Consider the following 17,950-nt stretch of genomic DNA (forward strand, 5'->3'; position numbering starts at 1 on the left):
TGGAGTCTGTACATGGAAAACCTGGATGCGCTGGTCTCTCAAGCACTAGAGGCTGTGCAAAGCGCTGAAGATATCAATGCCCTGGAGCAAATCCGGGTTCAATACCTTGGCAAGAAGGGCGAATTGACTCAGGTGATGAAGACCCTGGGGAATCTGCCGGCCGAAGAGCGTCCGCAAGTCGGTGCGCTGATCAACGTTGCCAAGGAACGTGTTACAGGCGTTCTCAATGCGCGCATGGCATTGTTTGAAGAAGCCGAGCTGGCTGCCAAACTGTCTGCCGAATCCATCGACGTGACATTGCCGGGCCGTGGCCAGACCTCTGGCGGTCTGCATCCGGTCACCCGGACTCTGGAGCGTGTCGAGCAGTTCTTCACCCGCATTGGCTACGGCATCGCCGAAGGCCCTGAGGTCGAAGACGACTACCACAACTTTGAAGCGCTCAACATCCCAGGCCATCACCCGGCCCGGTCGATGCATGACACCTTCTATTTCAATGCCAACATGTTGCTGCGCACCCATACCTCGCCGGTACAGGTCCGCACCATGGAATCGAAGCAGCCGCCGATCCGCATCGTCTGCCCGGGCCGCGTCTATCGCAGCGACTCCGATATCACCCATTCGCCGATGTTCCACCAAGTCGAAGGCCTGCTGGTCGATCGCGATATCAATTTTGCCGATCTCAAAGGCACGATCGAAGAATTCCTGCGGGTGTTCTTCGAGAAAGAACTGGCCGTGCGTTTTCGCCCTTCGTACTTCCCGTTCACCGAGCCATCCGCTGAAGTCGATATGGAATGCGTGATGTGCAGCGGCAAAGGCTGCCGCGTCTGCAAGCAGACCGGCTGGCTGGAAGTGATGGGCTGCGGCATGGTTCACCCGAACGTGCTGCGCATGTCCGGCATCGATCCGGAAGAGTTCTCCGGATTTGCCTTCGGCATGGGTGTCGAGCGTCTGGCCATGCTCCGTTACGGCGTGAACGACTTGCGTCTGTTCTTCGACAACGACTTGCGGTTCCTCGCGCAATTTCGCTAGTCGTAACGAATTCTTAGGAGAGCAGGATGAAATTCAGTGAACAATGGCTGCGTGGCTGGGTCAGCCCGCAGGTAGATCGCGACGAGCTGGTTGCCCGTCTGTCGATGGCCGGTCTTGAGGTCGATAGCGTTACTCCGGCCGCCGGCGTATTCAGTGGTGTGGTGGTGGGTGAGGTGCTGAGCACCGAGCAGCATCCGGACGCCGACAAGTTGCGCGTATGCCAGGTCAGCAATGGCGCGGAAACCTTCCAGGTCGTGTGCGGAGCGCCAAACGTGCGCCCGGGCCTGAAGATTCCGTTCGCCATGATTGGCGCAGAGCTGCCGGGCGACTTCAAGATCAAGAAGGCCAAGCTGCGTGGCGTCGAGTCCAACGGCATGCTGTGCTCGCAGGCAGAGCTGCAGGTCGGTGAGGGCAACGACGGTCTGATGGAGCTGCCGGCCGATGCGCCGGTGGGCGAAGATTTCCGTGTGTATCTGGATCTGGAAGACGCCAGCATCGAGGTCGACCTGACCCCGAACCGTGGCGACTGCCTGTCCTTGGCCGGTCTGGCCCGTGAAGTCGGCGCGCTGTACGCCGTGCCGGTAACCCGTCCTGTGGTGGCTGCGGTTGCAGCGGTACACGACGAAGTCCGCTCGGTCGAGGTGCTGGCCCCGGCGGCCTGCCCACGTTACCTGGGTCGGGTCATCCGTAACGTCGACCTGTCCAAGCCAACCCCGCTGTGGATGGTTGAGCGTCTGCGTCGCGCCGACGTGCGCAGCATCGACGCTGCCGTCGATATCACCAACTACGTCATGCTCGAGCTCGGCCAACCGCTGCACGCTTTCGATCTCGCCGAAATCAATGGCGGCATTCGTGTGCGCATGGCTGAAGAGGGCGAGAAGCTGGTTCTGCTTGATGGTCAGGAAGTCAGCCTGCGCAGCGATACGCTGGTCATCGCTGACCACACTCGTGCACTGGCGATCGCCGGCGTCATGGGTGGCGAGCACAGCGGTGTTTCCGCGACCACCCGTGATGTGTTCCTCGAATCTGCGTTCTTTGATCAGATTGCGGTTGCCGGCAAGGCACGTTCTTACGGCTTGCATACCGACGCTTCGCATCGCTACGAGCGTGGCGTTGACTGGCAGCTGGCACGTGAAGCCATGGAGCGCGCCACTGGCCTGCTGCTGGAAATCACTGGCGGCGAAGCTGGTCCGATCATCGAGACCGTCAGCGAGCAACACCTGCCATCGATTGCACCGATCACTTTGCGTGCTCAGCGCATCACTCAGATGCTCGGCATGGAGATGGATTCGGCACAGGTCGAGCGTCTGCTCAGTGCCCTGGGCCTGAGCATTACCGCTGATGGCGAAGGCCAATGGCGAGTTGAAGTGCCAAGCCACCGCTTCGATATCAGCCTGGAAGTCGACCTGATCGAAGAGCTGGCACGTCTGTACGGTTACAACCGTCTGCCGGTTCGCTACCCCCAAGCGCGTCTGGCGCCGCAAGCCAAGGCAGAAGCGCGTAGTGATCTGCCTGAGCTGCGTCGTCTGCTGGTTGCTCGTGGTTATCAGGAAGCGATCACTTACAGCTTCATCGATCCGCGTCAGTTCGAACTGTTCAATCCAGGTGTCGAGCCGCTGTTGCTGGCCAATCCGATCTCCAACGATATGGCCGCCATGCGCTCGTCGTTGTGGCCAGGTCTGGTCAAGGCGTTGCAGCACAACCTCAACCGTCAGCAGGATCGCGTGCGTCTGTTCGAGAGCGGCCTGCGCTTCGTTGGTCAGCTTGAAGGCTTGAAGCAAGAACCGATGCTGTCCGGGGTTGTGTGCGGGAGTCGCTTGCCGGAAGGCTGGGCGCAGGGTCGGGATACCGTCGACTTCTTCGACGTAAAGGCTGACGTGGAGGCTGTACTGGGTTTTGCCGGTGCCCTGGATTCGTTCACCTTTGCTCCGGGCAAACACCCAGCGCTGCATCCGGGTCAAACCGCGCGCATCGAGCGTGAAGGTCGCGAGGTAGGCTATATCGGTGCAATTCACCCTGAGCTGTCGAAGGCGCTGGGGCTGGATCGTCCGGTGTTCGTCTTTGAGCTGGTTCTGGCGGAAGTGGCGCTCGGTAAAATGCCGAAATTCCACGAGTTGTCGCGCTTTCCTGAAGTGCGTCGTGACCTTGCACTGATCGCGCACAAAGACGTCGCGGCCTCGGCTGTACTGGACGTAATCCGTGAAAATGCAGGCGAATGGCTCACAGAGCTCAGGCTGTTTGACGTGTATCAGGGTAAAGGTATTGATCCTGATAGAAAAAGCCTTGCAGTCGGCTTGACCTGGCAGCATCCATCGCGCACTCTTAATGACGATGAGGTGAATTCGACGACGCAAAATATCCTCACCTCGCTCGAACAAAGGTTGAACGCCACGTTAAGGAAGTGACGTATGGGGGCTTTGACGAAAGCTGAGATGGCGGAACGTCTGTATGAAGAGCTGGGCCTGAACAAGCGGGAAGCCAAGGAATTGGTCGAACTGTTTTTCGAGGAAATCAGGCACGCTCTTGAAGACAACGAGCAGGTCAAATTGTCCGGTTTCGGCAATTTCGACCTTCGGGACAAACGCCAGCGGCCTGGCCGCAACCCGAAAACGGGGGAAGAAATCCCGATCACGGCTCGCCGTGTGGTCACCTTTCGTCCAGGGCAGAAGTTGAAGGCCCGAGTTGAGGCTTATGCTGGAACCAAGTCATAACGACGAACTACCCGTCATCCCGGGCAAACGCTACTTCACCATTGGTGAGGTCAGCGAGCTGTGTGCCGTAAAGCCACACGTGCTGCGCTACTGGGAGCAGGAGTTTCCTCAGCTCAACCCCGTCAAACGCCGCGGGAACCGCCGGTATTATCAGCGCCAGGACGTGTTGATGATCCGGCAGATCCGCGCGCTCCTTTACGATCAGGGTTTCACCATCGGCGGCGCACGTCTGCGCCTGTCCGGCGACGAAGCCAAAGATGACACCACACAGTACAAACAGATGATTCGGCAGATGATTGCCGAATTGGAGGATGTCCTGGTGGTACTCAAGAAATAAAAAGCTGCGTTTGAATACTTCCAGTTTTCAAAAGCTTGCGATATATTCTTGAGCGTTCTTCGAGGTGAAGAACGGGATGCAACATCAGTCGGGGCGTAGCGCAGTCCGGTAGCGCACTAGCATGGGGTGCTAGGGGTCGAGTGTTCGAATCACTCCGTCCCGACCATATTTTTCAATGACTTAGGCCAATGTTCACAGCATTGGCCTTTTCATGTGTGTGAGATTTGCGGGGCTACTCGATCACGCCTGCGACTCGCATCACCAAGTGTTTGGATTAGTAAGAAAGTCCGCTCGTCGAGCAAATAGCACTCTCTGTGCGCCGATCTTCTCTTACTTATTAAGCGCAGCCCCTGCGCCACTGACGGGAGAGAATGATGATCGACGACAACAACGGCCCTGAAGCGCCATATCCGGGACCAGACGAACAAACCCCTGATTCTGGCGAGGGTCATGATTCCGGCCTGGAGCAGGCTGATTCTGAGCCGAAGCAGGGTACCGACGAACGACCAGAGGACTGGAATCCGCCACCCGGCAATCCTGGCTCTGATCAGGACGCCCAGACGGGCCGAGATAATGGCGGCGCCAAGTAAGCCCGATCAATTGTAATGGTTCACGAGACCCGGCCATCGCGCCGGGTTTTTATTGCCGCCCAACCCTCTATCGCCATCCCCGGGCGCAGACGGTTATTTGGGCTTGGGTGGGCGAAGCTGAGCGGCGCCGGCGGCTGGAAGCTTCGATCCAGGCGCCGGCAACAAGCATGTTCACTCTACGATGCAGATCCAGCGATGGTTGTATCGATAGGGTGCGCGGGTGAAATGGACGTCTGAGACCATTTTCATGCCTCGCTCTTGGAGCGCTTCGGTCAGTTGTACGAGTGTCTCTGCCTGGATAGTCATTGCTGTCACCTCGTCAGATTTACTGCGTTCATAATTCTTGACCGAGGGATCAGGCGGCTAATTCATTTTTTCTACAGTCATCATTGAAGTAGTGCGATCAAGAGCGCTGTGCTTCACTTCGTGTCCACTAACTTGCCCCATTCAAGTCCGAACCGCGCCAGGTACTTCCTCAAGCGATCGGCATCATTAGGCTGCGCCTTGGCCTGCCGGGAAATGCCGAACAGCTGTCGACCAGCATCCGACAGGCTGTCCGCCTGCCGGCATACCTCAATAACCGCCTTCAGCTGTAAGCGATCGAACAAGTCCATACTCTCGCTATCTCCCGGCAACTCGGTTGATACAGCAGTGGGTTGCGCCAACCCCCACGCATATCGCAATCGATCGATCTCATCGTCTACCTGCGCTTCATCGATGCGTCCGCTGTCGGCCAAAGTTGCCATCCGTGTAATCGACGCGGACAGTTCGCGAAAGTTGCCCAGCCAGGCTGCTGCAGGTGAGCTGGCGAAGGCCAGGTAGCGTCGGCGTGCTTCGAGATTGAAACGCGCGCGTTGCCCATGTTCGCGCGCGTGGCGTTCCAGTTCGAAATCGATGTTTGGCTCGATGTCCTCGCGGCGGCCGGCGAGGCCGGGGAGGTCGAATGTCCAGAGGTTGATCCTTGCGTACAGGTCCTCGCGAAAAAGGCCTTCGGCGACGCGGCTGCGCAGGTCGCGGTGGGTGCCGGCGATTATCAGAAAATCACTCTCGACTTCCTTGTCCGAGCCCAGCGGGAAGAAGCGTTTCTCTTCGATTGCCTTTAACAGCATCGCTTGTTCGTCTGCGCCGAGCTCGCCGATTTCATCGAGAAACAGCATGCCGCCGTTTGCGGCGCGCAGCAGGCCATCGCGAGCGTTTTGCGCGCCGGTGAAGGCGCCTTTGACGTGTCCGAACAAGGCCGACATCGCGCCGTCGCCACGCAAGGTTGCACAGTTGACTTCGACAAAGCGTCCCTGCATCTGATGGCGATTGCGTTTGAGTTCGTAGATGCGCCGCGCCAGGAAGGATTTGCCGGCGCCGGTCGGGCCGATCAGCAGCATGGGGGCTTTGGAGCGCAGCGCAACGCGCTCGATCTGTTCAATGGAGCGGTTGAAGGCCGGGTTGCGCGTGGCGATGCCGGACTTGAGAAATTCCAGGCCTTCGAGGCGTTTGCTGGCGAAACGTGAGGCAATGCGATCATAGCGCGACAGATCGAGATCGATCAGCGCGTGAGTGCCGCAGGCGGGCTCGTTTTCGTTCTTGCGCTTGGCGGGGGAGGTCTGAATCAGCCGGGCTGGCAGATAGCGCGCCTCGGTCAGCAGGAACCAGCAGATCTGTGCGACGTGGGTGCCGGTGGTGATGTGGACGAGGTAATCCTCGTGCTCGGTGTCAAAATTGTACGCAGTGGTGAAGTCGTGCAGGGCGCCGTACACCTCCTCGAAGTCCCAAGGGTTGCGCAGCGACATTGGATGCAGGCGCACTTCGGTGCTTGGAGAAATCTGCTGGATGTCCACTCGAATGCGCTCGGCGAGGCTGACGTCGCGCGCGTCGAGGCCGTGAATCAATTCAAGTCGGTGGATAGGGAGGTCTGTTTGTTGGCACAGGCCTACGCTTGGTCGCCAATAATTCCAACGGCTGGCACCTTTGCCGACACGATCCAGGGTGGCTCCGATAAATCCGATGGCGACCGTGCGTTTGTTGGGCATGCTTATCTCATAAGATAAATGACGATATGCAATGATAATTTTGCTGGTCTGATTTGTCTTCCATAGATTATCGAGCCTCGTCCAATCAGAGATAAAAGTTATTAAAATCAAAAACATAGCAGAAACAACCATGGCCGCATCCAAAGCTGGCACAGCGGCTGCAATGCTGATGGAAACGAACATGGACACCAAGATATGAAAGACCAAACCTACCAGCTTCTCGAAGTCGCCAACGGCAAGCCCATCAAACTCTGGACCGAAGGCGTCCCGGTTGAAAACGAAGCCCGCGCACAGTTGATGAACACTGCGAAAATGCCCTTCATCTTCAAGCATCTGGCGGTGATGCCGGATGTGCACCTGGGCAAGGGGTCAACCATCGGCAGCGTTATTCCAACGGTCGGCGCGATCATTCCGGCGGCGGTGGGCGTCGACATCGGTTGTGGAATGATCGCTGCGCGTACATCGCTGATGGCTTCGGATCTGCCGGACAACCTCCAGGGACTGCGTAGCGCCATCGAGCAAGCGGTGCCACATGGCCGCAGTTCGAATCGTTTGCGGCGAGACAAAGGCGCCTGGGACGAGATTCCTCAGCAAGCCGATCAGGCCTGGGCGGGGTTGCAGCCGCGCTTCAAACTGATCACCGACAAGTATCCGAAACTGGCCAACACCAACAACCGTGGGCACTTGGGGACGCTCGGCAGTGGCAACCATTTCATCGAAGTGTGCCTGGACGAGGCCAATCGGGTGTGGTTCATGCTGCACAGCGGTTCGCGTGGCGTCGGCAACGCTATCGGCAACCTGTTCATCCAGATGGCCCAAGCCGATATGCGTCAGCACATTGCCAACCTGCCGGACCGTGACCTGGCCTATTTCGAAGAGGGCAGCCAGCATTTTGATGATTACGTGGAGGCGGTTGGCTGGGCGCAGGACTTCGCCAGACAGAACCGTGAACTGATGATGCGTGCGGTGGTTCAGGCCACGCGGCAGATCATCCGCAAGCCGTTCGAAGTGGCGCTGGAGGCGGTCAACTGCCACCACAATTACGTGCAGAAGGAACGGCATTTCGGTGAAGACGTGCTGATTACCCGCAAAGGCGCGGTGTCAGCGAAGAAGGGCGAGCTGGGGATTATTCCGGGCTCGATGGGCGCCAAGAGTTTCATTGTGCGCGGTCTGGGCAACGCAGAGTCGTTCAGTTCCTGCAGCCACGGCGCCGGCCGCACCATGAGCCGCACCAAGGCCAAGAATACCTTCACCGTCGCCGATCAGATCCGCGCCACTGCCCACGTGGAATGCCGCAAGGACGAAGCGGTGATTGACGAAATTCCGATGGCCTACAAGGACATCGACAAAGTCATGCACGCCCAGCGTGAGCTGGTGGAAGTGCTGCACACCCTGCGTCAGGTGGTGTGCGTCAAAGGATAAGGAGCTACAGCGCTGGCGAGAATTCTGCATCCGGCGCTGCCCCGGTTCATCGCGGCTGAGCTGAAGCGCGAATTATCAATATTGATCGTAACTCAGGAAGACCCACGACGGTTTAACGGTACCTCAGAGACACCGTCGGGCTATACGCGTAAGGATTTGCAATGAAAGAGATAATCGAACTGGACGGCGCCATCGGTGGCGGCCAGGTGTTGCGCAGTGCGTTGAGCTTGTCGATGGTGACAGGTCGGGCGTTTCGCATTAAACAGATTCGCGCCAGACGCAGTCGTCCGGGATTGCTGCGTCAGCATCTGACAGCCGTGATGGCGGCGGCCGAGGTTTGTGGTGCAGAGATATCTGGTGCGCATCTGGGGTCGCAAGGCCTGAGCTTCGAACCGGGCGAAATTCGCGGCGGCGACTTTCAGTTCGCCATCGGCACGGCCGGCAGCTGCACGCTGGTGCTGCAGACGTTGCTGCCAGCCTTGTTGCGGGCATCGAAGGCCAGTCGGGTGACGATCTCCGGTGGCACGCATAATCCGCTGGCACCGCCGACGGATTTCCTGTCGCGCAGTTGGTTGCCGCTGCTGCGGCGCATGGGCGGCGATGTCGAGTTGGAGTTGCTGCGTCATGGTTTCGTACCGGTTGGCGGTGGCGAAATTGCGGTGAAGGTGCAGCCCTCGCGCCTCACGCGCCTGGACCTGTGTGAGCGCGGCGGGGCAGTCTCACGACGCGCATTGGCGTTGACCGCAGGTCTCGCACCCACTGTCGCTCAGCGAGAGCTGAGTCAGGTGGCCAAGCGTTTGAACTGGCCAGAGGAGGCGCTGCAACCTGTGGCGCTTGATCCGGCACGCGGCCCGGGCAATGTGTTATTGCTGGAGTACGTTTTCGAGCATGTCACTGAGGTGTTCAGCGCATTTGGCCAAGTGTCGTTACGCGCCGAGAAGGTGGCCGATGCCGCAATCAATCAGGCTGTCGACTGGTTGCGCAGTGATGCTGCGGTCGCTGAGCATCTGGCCGATCAGTTGCTGTTGCCGATGGCGCTGGCCGGTGGCGGATCGTTCACCACGCCGCGCATGACTGATCATCTGCGCAGCAACATCGAAGTCATTCACCTGTTTTTGCCGGTCCGTATCGATTGCCGAGAGGAGGGCGGCGATCGCTTGCGGGTAGACGTTTTCCAAACCGATTAACAGCGGCCGGCAACCGGAAAGCAGTTGCACAACCTCATCGCAGGTGAGGCTAGCCTTCAGCCATTAGCACATCCGACCTAATTGCCCCCGGTCTGGCTCGACCTTAAAGTCCTTTCGCTTGGCAGGTTATTGCCAGTATTTCTCCGGTATGAAAATCAAAAAGGTCGATCTGCAATGAACTCATCAAGGACTATCCCGGTTCTCGCTTTATTCGCAACAATGGCGCTCGCAGTTACTGGATGCCAGACCGTCAAACCGGGAGAGAGTGATCTCAAGAATCGCGCACAGACCACCATCGGTAAACCCGTAATCAAGGTTTCAAATATCCGCAGCGACTTCAATACAACCTTCTACACCGCGCAAACCGAAAGTGGCGAATATACGTGCGAACTGCCGAGCGGCCCGATGGTTGCTCTGGGTTCCATGGGCATGGGACTGGGCGCTCAGTGCACCAAGCAATGACTAATCAATCCTTTCGAAGCTGAAAGAAAAAGGCCAATGTCGATGACATTGGCCTTTTTCTTTAACGAATACTCGGCGCAGATCAGCTGGTTTTCGAGTTCAGCTTGCGCAGTTCTTCGTAGGTCGCCGATTGCACGAACCAGAAGCCGGAGACGATGCACCAGCCCAGGGTACCGCCTACGAACATGCCGAGACCCGAAAGAAAGCTCTGGCTCATCATGAAGAGGGAAACGATCAGGATGACCGCCAGTGCGATGTAGAGAACGATGTTGTTGACGCCGATGACGAAATCTTTCATTTGCATTCCTTGGATGTATCTTCCTCTGGCCACCTTCTATGGTGGCCAGTGCGCGCATCATATTGATATCACCCTGTATTGCGCTAGTTCGGCGTCGGTATTTCGTTATGAATAGCAAAGTCCGTCGTTACTGAGCGGGTTTTTTCTCAAGATCTTCGGAGTCGCTCGACGTCGCCGCATCCTTCTCCGTCTCATGAGGTTCTGAGCCCGCATTGGCGCCTGAAGACTCTTCACCTTTCTTGTTGGCCTTCTCATCATGGTCACTAGAGCTTTGTGCATGATTGACACCGGGCAGGGCGGTGGCGGGGGTGGCAGCGCCCGCTGTTGTTTCGGCTGCCCAAGCGTGGAACGGGCCAATCAAGCACAGACTGAAAAACGACATTGCGAAGATTTTCTTGTTCATCACGTGGGCCTTCTACGCGGTGGGATGTACTGCTTTGGATAAGCCTGTCTGCCAAAGGTGCGCAGTACTGGACGAGCGGCGAAGCCTGATTGTATTCAGCCGGATCAAAAATCTCGCGACAGCAGGCAAATTGCTGGCCCCCATAGGTATTTCGCACCGGCAAAATCGCCTTTTTTCAAAAGGTTAGGTTGGCTATATGCGCACGATTGTCATCACCGTTGTGACGCTTTCCCTGGCTTTGATCGCCTCGGGAGTGCAGGCAAAAGAGTTGAGCAAGGGCCATCGCTTTGCCTGCACCTGGGGCTCGGATATTGCTGCCGGGGCGCAGCGATCAAAACTGTCCGGGGTTTCGCTGTATGGCGCGCGCAAGCAATTGCAGGTTCGCCGATTCCAGCAACCCTGGATGCGCATGACAGCGATGGGGATTACCGAGCAGACCTACAACAGCAGTTCGAAGCTCAAACCGGCAGCGGTCAAGCAGACCTATTACGAACAATGCGTACGCCATGAGTTGGCTCGGCGCTGATGCCGGTTTCTCAGGGCTGATTTACACAGCTCAGGAATCGCGAGAGCCCTTGGCGACTGCCGGCCCGGCAACCCGCGGCGCCGCTTTGGTCTGCATCAGTGCATCCAGAGCCTTGCGATAGCCTTGGCCGCCAAGCGCCATGCTGTTGTTGTGCGTCGCGCCGGGCACGAGCAGCAGGCGTTTGGGCTGCTCTGCGGCATTGAATAGCTGCTCGCTGAAGCGCGGCGGCACGAAGGCATCAGCCAGGCCATGCACCACCAGCAGTGGCATGTGAATGTCGGCGATCTTGTCGATGGAATCGAATTTCTGCGACAGGAGCCAACGCACAGGAAGCGAGGTGTTGGCCACGGCGGCAGCTACGTCGGCGAGAGAAGTGAAGGTAGATTCGATGACCAGACCGCGAACCGGCAGAGGTGTGTTGTTGCGCGCCGCGTTCTGTCCGAGCTCGGCCGCCAGATCAATCGCCACCGCACCGCCGAGAGAGTGGCCGTAGATCAGGCGCTTGTTCGGGTCCGGTTGCAGCAGCTGGAAGCGCTCCCAGGCCACGCGGGCATCTTCATAAACGCTGCTTTCGGATGGTAGATCACCCTTGCTTTGGCCGAACCCGCGATAATCGATGGCCAGCACCGAATAGCCCGCCGCGCGTAGTTGTTCTATGCGGAATAACTGTCCGGTGAGGTTCCAGCGCACACCATGCAAGTAAAGGATTGCCGGGGCATTGGCACGTTCCGCCGGCCACCACCAGGCATGGATGTTCTGCCCGGCCTTGAAACTCTTCGGTTGCAGATCGAGTTCCTGAACGCTGCCGGGCAGACCGCGATACCAGCCGGCGGTGCCCGGCTCGATGCGAAACAACAGTTTGCGCTCGGTGTGTTCCAGCACCGCACAACTCGTCGGCACGCCAATGATCAGCGCGGCCATCATGGCGAATGCCAAGCGGCGGCGTCGCAGGCGGGTCAGGAAGGACAGGAACATTAATCGTTTCACCACAGCGCAGACAAAGAACGCTTTTTACCAGATGCCTCGGTCTGCGCGTGACTGTTTTTCGACCACCGTGCACGCCCAACGATTACAAGATGCTGCAATCGATCACGCCACTTGCAGCACAATCTTGCCGATATGATCGCCGCCCTCCATGCGGGCATGGGCCTGAGCCGCGTCAGCCAGCGGGTAAACCTTGTCGATGATCGGCAGGCAGCGCCCGGCGCTGAGGGCAGGCCAAACGTGTTCTTGCAGTTGATCGGCGATGGCGGCTTTCTCCTCAGCGGTACGCGCGCGCAGCAGCGAACCGGTGACCACTGCGCGTTTGCCGAGGATCGCCAGCAGATCGATGTCGTTGGCGCGGGCGCCGCCGAGAAAGCCGAGCATCACCAGTCGGCCATCCATTGCCAGTGCGCTGATGTTGCCGTTCAGATACGAGCCACCCATGATGTCGAGAATCACGTTCACGCCTTGATCTGCGGTTTTCTGGGCAATGACCTTGGCGAAATCTTCCTCACGATAGTTGATCGGTTGCCCGCCAAGCTGACGGATCGCGTCGCATTTTTCAGCACTGCCTGCGGTAGCAAACGCCTCGATGCCAAATTCACGACAGAGCATCAGCGCAGTGGTACCGATACCGCTGGTGCCACCGTGAATCAGCACGCGCTGGCCGGCCTTGGCACCGCCGAGGCCGAACAGGTTGGCCCAGACGGTGAAAAACGTTTCCGGAATCGCGGCGGCCTGGACCCAATCGACTCCATCCGGCACAGGCAAAGTCTGGCCGGCCGGAACCGCGCAATACTCGGCGTAGCCACCGCCATTGGTCAGTGCGCACACACGATCGCCCACAGCGAACCGCGTAACTCCGGGACCCAGTGCAACCACTTCGCCAGCCACTTCCAGACCGGGGATCGGGTCCATGCCGGGCTTCATCGGGTACTTGCCGGCGCGCTGCAAGGCGTCCGGACGATTGATTCCGGCGGCGTGAACACGGATCAGCACTTGGCCCTCGGAAGCAGTGGGCAGAGATACGCGCCTGGCTTGCAATACTTCAGGGCCGCCGGGTTGGGTGATTTCGATACGGGTCATTTCTTTAGGCAGTGACATGTCGATTCCTGTGGAGAAGGTCGTGTAGATGGGAGCGCAGACAGGGTGCAATGATTCCCCTCAGTTCGCCGCGCAGCGCGTTTCATTAGCAGAGGGCAGCCAGCGCATGGCTAGCCCCAGCAGTAGAGCCACGACGATTGCGCCAGCGGCGATCACAAACAGCAGCGTGTGCTGACCACCTGAAGCGTTGAACAGCGCCGAGTAGGCAAACCCGGCCAGAGCCTGAAAAGTGGCGAACGATACGGTGGCGCGGCTCCAGGCGATCTGCTGACGGTGATGCGACGGCACCAGCTCATGCACGCGGGCCAAGGCCAGAGGCACGATGCCCGGCGGGAACGAGCCGAGAATCACCGCCAGTAAAGCCAGCGCCAGAAACGCATGGGAGACGGCGAGCAAACCGAGGGCAATGGCTTGAACTACCAGCACCACGCGAATGCCAGTGCGTGCACCAAGCTGGTCGGCCAGAAAACCGTACGTCACCGGCCCGACAATCGCTCCCAGGCCATACATCACCCAGACCATTGCGCCGATATGCGCCCCGGCGCCCAGTCCGCGAGCCACGTAATCCACCAGAAACACCATGGCAGGCACCAGCCCGGCGGCCATGAACGCGTATTGAGCAAACAACAGGTAGACGCCCGGCGGTGTCGGCTCATCAGCCGACGTTGCGTGCGCAGCCACAGGGTGCGCGGTATCCGCAGGCCAGCCGAACCAGCTCACCGCGGTCAGCAACAACGCCAGCGCGCCCAGTCCCAGCCAGGTCGCTTGCAAGCCGAGGCTCAGCAGCGGCGGCACGATGGTCCCGGAGCCGGCGATTCCGAGGCCGATGCCCAGGAAGATTGCGCCACTGGCCAGACCTCTGCGCGCCACCGGAACGTGAGGCAGCACGGTTGCCGCCACCAGCACCATGATCGCGCCACCGGCAATGCCGGACAGCAAACGCCAGCCGAAGAACCAGCTCACCGACAGCGGATAAGCACAGGCAAAAAATGCTCCCGTGACCGCGAGCATCATCAGGCGCAGGGCGTTGCGGTTACCCAGTCGATGGGCCATGGGCCGACCGAGCAGGGCGCCGATCAAGTAGCCGACCAGATTGGCCGCGCCGAGATAGACGACATCATTGGCGGAAAACCACTGCGCCTGAATCAGCGAAGGGATCAGCGGCGTGTAGGCGAAACGCGCCAGGCCAATGCTGACCAGGCTGGCGCAAAGCCCGGCGAAGATCGGCAGCCAGATGCCGGAGGAATTTGCAGTACGCATGATAGCGATCTCACAAGAGGTGTATGGCGCTCAGCTTATCGGCTATCTTGGCTGCGCATATGCAGCGATTAAGCGGCAGAGTGATGCAAAAATGCTTCGATGAGGATCAGCATGAATTGGGATGATGCGCGGGTTTTTCTGGCGGTCTGTCGCGAGTCCACCTTGCGCGGAGCTGCACGAGTTCTGGGCGTGGACCAGGCCACTGTCGGGCGGCGTATTACCGCGCTGGAAAAGTCTTTGAGCGCGACGCTGTTCCTGCGTACCTCCGATGGCTACGCGCTGACCAGTGTTGGTGAAGCGGCGCGTAAAAGTGTGGAAAAAATGGAACATTCGGCACTGGAACTGGAGCGGCACATCCACGGGCTGGACGATCGTCTGACCGGTAACGTACGGGTCAGCACCACCGACTCGATGGCCATCGACTTCATCATCCCGGCGATGGCGCGCCTGCATGACCAGCACCCCGACGTGCAGATCCAGTTGGATGCGTCGACGCAAATCCTCAGTCTGGCCAAGCGCGAAGCCGATATCGCAGTGCGCAATACTCGGCCGGATAACCCGGATCTCATCGCTCGGCGAATCGCCCGTTGGCCTGTAGGACTTTTCGCAGCACAGGCCTATGTCGAGCGCCATGGACAACCGCAGCCCGGCAACGCTTTCGAGGGCCATGATCTGGTGGTGTATCAGCCGTACTTACAGAGCAAAAAAGACCTCACGCTGGTCTCTGAACCGTTGACCCGCGGACGCATCGTCGCCACGCTCAGCTCCAGCCTTTTGGTGCGTCGAGCCCTTGCCGCAGGCCTCGGGATAGGCGAGATACCGGTATACATGGGCGAACGCGATGGCCTCGTCAGACTTTGGCCGGAGCGGACCCGGCCGCTGCCGTATGAAGTGTGGCTGGTCACCCACGCTGACCTGCGTCACACCGCGCGGGTACGGGCGGTCATCGAGCAGATCGTTGAGGCTTTTGCGCTGGAAAACGAATAAGTGGTTCAGGGTTTTGCCGAGGCTACAACTGCTGACGAAACAGCCTACGTCCGAGACAGAATGGGCCGGCTTGTTGTAGTCCGTGATGAGTTCTATTGTCACTGCAGCTCGATGCAGACCTCAGTGACGCATCGAAACGAAGAGCCAGGGAAGGCCGCGTAGCCGCAGAAAGGTGTCGAATTGAAAATCAGGGAAGTGAATCAATATGCAGTCACGGACAGATCGGACGCGGGGCGGGACAGGCAAATCATGAGCAGCATAAGTCGCGAAGAATTCGATGCCAGGATAGAAACCATCGAGACGAGGATGGATGGCCGCGTGGCAGAAATGCGCGCCGACATTCGCGGGTTCCTGGCTGCTCAGGCAGAGCGGGACAAGGTCTATCTTGAACGGGACAAGGCCCTGCAGGAACGGGACAAGCGTTATGACCTGATGTGGATGGGCGTGCAGAAAATCGCCGACGAATCGCGGGAAGCGATCAGACAGGCATCGACGGTAAAGGCCAATTACTGGGCTGCCACCACTGTGCATTTCCTCGGCGTGGCTTCCTTGCTGGTTGGCGCACATTTTGCCAATCAGGCGGCGGTGTTGACCACGATACAAACCACGCTGGCAGCGATTCAGATTGGCAAAGAGGTATCGTCACCCAAACCTGTCGTACAACCCTCAGCAGAGCCGCCGCAATAAAAAACGGCCTTCAGTGGAAGGCCGTTCTGCATCGCGCCAGATCATGGCATTTGCGGCAACTCCTGAGGCCGCAAGTCGAACACCAGCACTTCGGCATCGACCCCGTTGCTCAAGGTGAGCAGCTGTTCTTCACGAACCCGCACGCCGTCGCCTTCCTGCAAGGCTTGGCCATTGAGTTCGACGCTGCCACGCGCAACGTGCACGTAAGCGTAACGATTGGCCGGCAATTTCAGCGTGGCACTTTCCTCGCCGTCAAATAACCCGGCGTAGACCCGCGCATCCTGACGGACTTTCAGGGAGCCATTGCTACCGTCCGGCGAGATGATCAGTTGCAGGCGACCACGTTTTTTCTGCGCGCTGAAGTGTTCCTGTTGATAGCGCGGCTTGGCGCCACTGACATCCGGCACGATCCAGATTTGCAGAAAGTGCACGGGCTTGGTGGCCGAGTGGTTGAACTCACTGTGCGCCACGCCGCTGCCGGCACTCATCAATTGCACGTCCCCGGGGCGGATCACCGAGCCAGTACCGAGGGTGTCCTTGTGTTCCAGCGCGCCTTCGAGCACATAGGAAAAGATCTCCATGTCGCGGTGCGGGTGCTGGCCAAAGCCTTTGCCGGCGGCGACCCGGTCATCGTTGATCACCAGCAGATCGGAGAAACCCTGTTCACGCGGGTTGCGGTAGCTGGCGAAAGAAAAGGTGTGAAACGACTTCAACCAGCCGTGATTGGCGAGGCCGCGATCGGAGGCTTTGCGAAGAGTCAGCATGATGAAATCTCCTGGCGGGACGTGAATTCGTCCGAGTGAGGAGAAGGTTACTGGTTACCCGGTGAGGCAATAAGTAGATGGAAATTGAAAGACTGTCCGGCTCAGGTTGACAGTTTTGCGTTATGGTTCACCCATTCGATCACGCTCCTGAACACTCGGTCCGCCATAATGCCTTGGCTGAAGCGTGCGTATTGACCCTTGAATATGTGTGAAACCTCCCATGAAAACCGTGGCAATGGTGCTGTTCCCTGACTTTCTGATGCTCGACATGGCGGGGCCGCTGGAGGTGTTTTCAGTCGCCAACCGTTATCTGAAACCTGATCTGCACTATCAATTGACGACTCTCGGCACAGAGCGCGGCTTGCTGAGGGCGTCCAACGGCGTGCAGGTTCAGGCTGACTTGCACATCGACGAAGCGGCCGAGCGCTATGACCTGCTATTGGTGCCGGGCGGACCCGGCGCCTATAACCAGAGATTTCCCGAGCTGTTTGGCTGGTTGAAAAAAGCCGTGCCGCGCGCGGAGCGTTACGGTTCGATTTGCACTGGCGCATTCATCCTCGGCCACGCCTGCCTGCTTGATGGTTATCGCGTCACCACGCATTGGAACTACACCGAACGGCTGATCAAGGCTTTCCCGAAAACCACGGTGACCACCGATCAGATCTACGTCGAGGATCGTAATCTCATCACCTCCGGTGGCGTTACGGCCGGCATCGACCTGGCGCTGGCGGTGGTGGCCAGAGATCACGGCAAGAAAATCGCCCAGGACGTTGCCAAGGTCTTGTTGGTGGTCATGAAGCGCCAGGGCGGGCAAGCGCAGTTCAGCCCGTTGATGGCGGCAGTCTCACCGCAAGAAACGCCCATCACCCGCGCGCAGAATTACGTCCTTGAACATCTGGATGAAGCGTTCACCGTCGAGCGCATGGCCGGATTGGCGAACATGAGCGCACGGCACTTTGCTCGCCTGTTCGCCCGTGACGTCAATATGACGCCGATGGAGTTTTTGCAGAATGCCCGCATTGACTGCGCGCGAAACCTGTTGGAAACCGGCGATCTGCCGCTCAAGACCATCGCCTACAAAAGCGGCTTTGGCAGTGTCCGGCACATGCGCTCGTTGTTCGCCGAAAAGCTCGGTCTTACACCGTTACAATACCGCGAACAGTTCAGCTAGAGCG

Annotated in this window: 19 protein-coding genes and 1 tRNA gene; 13 read left to right on the forward strand and 7 right to left on the reverse strand. The window is 58.8% G+C overall.

The features are described 5' to 3' along the window. Positions 1–12: 12 nt before the first annotated feature. The 6 genes from pheS (at position 13) to AB4N41_RS18425 (ending at position 4,667) form a co-directional block, all read left to right on the forward strand. Positions 13–1,029, forward strand: coding sequence for a phenylalanine--tRNA ligase subunit alpha (gene pheS / locus AB4N41_RS18400; protein ID WP_003226365.1), 1,017 nt, complete (start codon positions 13–15; stop codon positions 1,027–1,029). A gap of 26 nt (positions 1,030–1,055) precedes the next feature. Then, positions 1,056–3,434 (forward strand): phenylalanine--tRNA ligase subunit beta, encoded by a 2,379-nt coding sequence (gene pheT, locus AB4N41_RS18405; RefSeq protein ID WP_125926676.1) that lies wholly within the window; start codon positions 1,056–1,058, stop codon positions 3,432–3,434. A 3-nt stretch (positions 3,435–3,437) separates the two neighbouring features. Then, complete coding sequence (gene ihfA / locus AB4N41_RS18410; protein WP_002553164.1) at positions 3,438–3,740, forward strand: integration host factor subunit alpha; 303 nt, start codon at positions 3,438–3,440, stop codon at positions 3,738–3,740. Further along, positions 3,721–4,077 carry a MerR family transcriptional regulator gene (locus AB4N41_RS18415; protein WP_003179985.1) on the forward strand — a complete coding sequence of 119 codons (357 nt, stop codon included), beginning with the start codon at positions 3,721–3,723 and terminating at the stop codon, positions 4,075–4,077. Before ihfA ends, AB4N41_RS18415 begins: the two co-directional genes overlap by 20 nt. An 89-nt stretch (positions 4,078–4,166) precedes the next feature. Then, positions 4,167–4,243, forward strand: a tRNA-Pro gene (locus AB4N41_RS18420). 208 nt (positions 4,244–4,451) lie between these two features. Then, on the forward strand, positions 4,452–4,667 hold the full coding sequence (locus AB4N41_RS18425) for a hypothetical protein (protein WP_076567342.1): 216 nt from the start codon (positions 4,452–4,454) through the stop codon (positions 4,665–4,667). Between the two features lie 419 nt (positions 4,668–5,086). Here AB4N41_RS18425 and rtcR read toward each other — a convergent pair whose 3' ends face one another. Then, positions 5,087–6,691, reverse strand: a complete 1,605-nt coding sequence (gene rtcR / locus AB4N41_RS18430; protein ID WP_252878165.1) for an RNA repair transcriptional activator RtcR — start codon at positions 6,689–6,691, stop codon at positions 5,087–5,089. Between the two features lie 195 nt (positions 6,692–6,886). Between rtcR and AB4N41_RS18435 the strand changes: the two genes are divergently transcribed. From AB4N41_RS18435 to AB4N41_RS18445, 3 genes are all read left to right on the forward strand, one after another. Continuing rightward, positions 6,887–8,113, forward strand: coding sequence for an RtcB family protein (locus AB4N41_RS18435; protein ID WP_252877822.1), 1,227 nt, complete (start codon positions 6,887–6,889; stop codon positions 8,111–8,113). A gap of 161 nt (positions 8,114–8,274) precedes the next feature. Further along, the gene (gene rtcA, locus AB4N41_RS18440) at positions 8,275–9,300 is read left to right on the forward strand and encodes an RNA 3'-terminal phosphate cyclase (RefSeq protein ID WP_252877823.1); all 1,026 of its coding nucleotides are present in this window, start codon (positions 8,275–8,277) and stop codon (positions 9,298–9,300) included. A gap of 174 nt (positions 9,301–9,474) precedes the next feature. Beyond that, positions 9,475–9,762, forward strand: coding sequence for a hypothetical protein (locus tag AB4N41_RS18445; RefSeq protein ID WP_041478565.1), 288 nt, complete (start codon positions 9,475–9,477; stop codon positions 9,760–9,762). Between the two features lie 82 nt (positions 9,763–9,844). On the opposite strand, the gene AB4N41_RS18450 is transcribed toward AB4N41_RS18445, so the two are convergent. Both AB4N41_RS18450 and AB4N41_RS18455 read right to left on the reverse strand, forming a co-directional pair. Continuing rightward, complete coding sequence (locus AB4N41_RS18450) at positions 9,845–10,060, reverse strand: hypothetical protein (RefSeq protein ID WP_041478566.1); 216 nt, start codon at positions 10,058–10,060, stop codon at positions 9,845–9,847. Between the two features lie 127 nt (positions 10,061–10,187). Next, entirely contained in the window at positions 10,188–10,463 is a 276-nt protein-coding gene (locus AB4N41_RS18455) for a hypothetical protein (RefSeq protein ID WP_252877824.1), read from the reverse strand. Positions 10,464–10,659: 196 nt separating this feature from the next. Here AB4N41_RS18455 and AB4N41_RS18460 point away from each other — a divergent pair, with 196 nt between their 5' ends. Further along, positions 10,660–10,989: a hypothetical protein gene (locus AB4N41_RS18460; RefSeq protein ID WP_041478568.1), complete on the forward strand. Its 330-nt coding sequence runs from the start codon at positions 10,660–10,662 to the stop codon at positions 10,987–10,989. A gap of 30 nt (positions 10,990–11,019) precedes the next feature. On the opposite strand, the gene AB4N41_RS18465 is transcribed toward AB4N41_RS18460, so the two are convergent. From AB4N41_RS18465 to AB4N41_RS18475, 3 genes are all read right to left on the reverse strand, one after another. After that, positions 11,020–11,964, reverse strand: a complete 945-nt coding sequence (locus AB4N41_RS18465; RefSeq protein ID WP_041478569.1) for an alpha/beta hydrolase — start codon at positions 11,962–11,964, stop codon at positions 11,020–11,022. Between the two features lie 114 nt (positions 11,965–12,078). Further along, positions 12,079–13,077, reverse strand: coding sequence for an NAD(P)H-quinone oxidoreductase (locus AB4N41_RS18470; RefSeq protein ID WP_252877825.1), 999 nt, complete (start codon positions 13,075–13,077; stop codon positions 12,079–12,081). A gap of 60 nt (positions 13,078–13,137) precedes the next feature. Continuing rightward, a complete protein-coding gene (locus tag AB4N41_RS18475; protein ID WP_252877826.1) occupies positions 13,138–14,337 on the reverse strand; it encodes a YbfB/YjiJ family MFS transporter in 1,200 nt (399 codons plus the stop codon). Positions 14,338–14,448: 111 nt separating this feature from the next. Between AB4N41_RS18475 and AB4N41_RS18480 the strand changes: the two genes are divergently transcribed. Then, positions 14,449–15,324: a LysR family transcriptional regulator gene (locus AB4N41_RS18480; RefSeq protein WP_095179517.1), complete on the forward strand. Its 876-nt coding sequence runs from the start codon at positions 14,449–14,451 to the stop codon at positions 15,322–15,324. Positions 15,325–15,504: 180 nt separating this feature from the next. Continuing rightward, entirely contained in the window at positions 15,505–16,011 is a 507-nt protein-coding gene (locus AB4N41_RS18485) for a hypothetical protein (protein ID WP_252869157.1), read from the forward strand. Between the two features lie 41 nt (positions 16,012–16,052). Here AB4N41_RS18485 and AB4N41_RS18490 read toward each other — a convergent pair whose 3' ends face one another. Continuing rightward, positions 16,053–16,775 (reverse strand): pirin family protein, encoded by a 723-nt coding sequence (locus AB4N41_RS18490; protein WP_252877827.1) that lies wholly within the window; start codon positions 16,773–16,775, stop codon positions 16,053–16,055. A 220-nt stretch (positions 16,776–16,995) separates the two neighbouring features. Between AB4N41_RS18490 and AB4N41_RS18495 the strand changes: the two genes are divergently transcribed. Beyond that, a complete protein-coding gene (locus tag AB4N41_RS18495) occupies positions 16,996–17,946 on the forward strand; it encodes a GlxA family transcriptional regulator (RefSeq protein ID WP_095179519.1) in 951 nt (316 codons plus the stop codon). Positions 17,947–17,950 lie beyond the last annotated feature (4 nt).

It is taken from the genome of Pseudomonas sp. S2_A10 (assembly GCF_054668465.1).

Excerpts from the sequence above, each read along its gene's own strand:
- pheS (WP_003226365.1), top strand. The coding sequence starts at position 13 with ATGGAAAACCTGGATGCGCTGGTCTCTCAAGCACTAGAGGCTGTGCAA.
- pheT (WP_125926676.1), top strand. The coding sequence starts at position 1,056 with ATGAAATTCAGTGAACAATGGCTGCGTGGCTGGGTCAGCCCGCAGGTA.
- ihfA (WP_002553164.1), top strand. The coding sequence starts at position 3,438 with ATGGGGGCTTTGACGAAAGCTGAGATGGCGGAACGTCTGTATGAAGAG.
- AB4N41_RS18415 (WP_003179985.1), top strand. The coding sequence starts at position 3,721 with ATGCTGGAACCAAGTCATAACGACGAACTACCCGTCATCCCGGGCAAA.
- AB4N41_RS18425 (WP_076567342.1), top strand. The coding sequence starts at position 4,452 with ATGATCGACGACAACAACGGCCCTGAAGCGCCATATCCGGGACCAGAC.
- rtcR (WP_252878165.1), bottom strand. The coding sequence starts at position 6,691 with ATGCCCAACAAACGCACGGTCGCCATCGGATTTATCGGAGCCACCCTG.
- AB4N41_RS18435 (WP_252877822.1), top strand. The coding sequence starts at position 6,887 with ATGAAAGACCAAACCTACCAGCTTCTCGAAGTCGCCAACGGCAAGCCC.
- rtcA (WP_252877823.1), top strand. The coding sequence starts at position 8,275 with ATGAAAGAGATAATCGAACTGGACGGCGCCATCGGTGGCGGCCAGGTG.
- AB4N41_RS18445 (WP_041478565.1), top strand. The coding sequence starts at position 9,475 with ATGAACTCATCAAGGACTATCCCGGTTCTCGCTTTATTCGCAACAATG.
- AB4N41_RS18450 (WP_041478566.1), bottom strand. The coding sequence starts at position 10,060 with ATGAAAGATTTCGTCATCGGCGTCAACAACATCGTTCTCTACATCGCA.
- AB4N41_RS18455 (WP_252877824.1), bottom strand. The coding sequence starts at position 10,463 with ATGAACAAGAAAATCTTCGCAATGTCGTTTTTCAGTCTGTGCTTGATT.
- AB4N41_RS18460 (WP_041478568.1), top strand. The coding sequence starts at position 10,660 with ATGCGCACGATTGTCATCACCGTTGTGACGCTTTCCCTGGCTTTGATC.
- AB4N41_RS18465 (WP_041478569.1), bottom strand. The coding sequence starts at position 11,964 with ATGTTCCTGTCCTTCCTGACCCGCCTGCGACGCCGCCGCTTGGCATTC.
- AB4N41_RS18470 (WP_252877825.1), bottom strand. The coding sequence starts at position 13,077 with ATGTCACTGCCTAAAGAAATGACCCGTATCGAAATCACCCAACCCGGC.
- AB4N41_RS18475 (WP_252877826.1), bottom strand. The coding sequence starts at position 14,337 with ATGCGTACTGCAAATTCCTCCGGCATCTGGCTGCCGATCTTCGCCGGG.
- AB4N41_RS18480 (WP_095179517.1), top strand. The coding sequence starts at position 14,449 with ATGAATTGGGATGATGCGCGGGTTTTTCTGGCGGTCTGTCGCGAGTCC.
- AB4N41_RS18490 (WP_252877827.1), bottom strand. The coding sequence starts at position 16,775 with ATGCTGACTCTTCGCAAAGCCTCCGATCGCGGCCTCGCCAATCACGGC.
- AB4N41_RS18495 (WP_095179519.1), top strand. The coding sequence starts at position 16,996 with ATGAAAACCGTGGCAATGGTGCTGTTCCCTGACTTTCTGATGCTCGAC.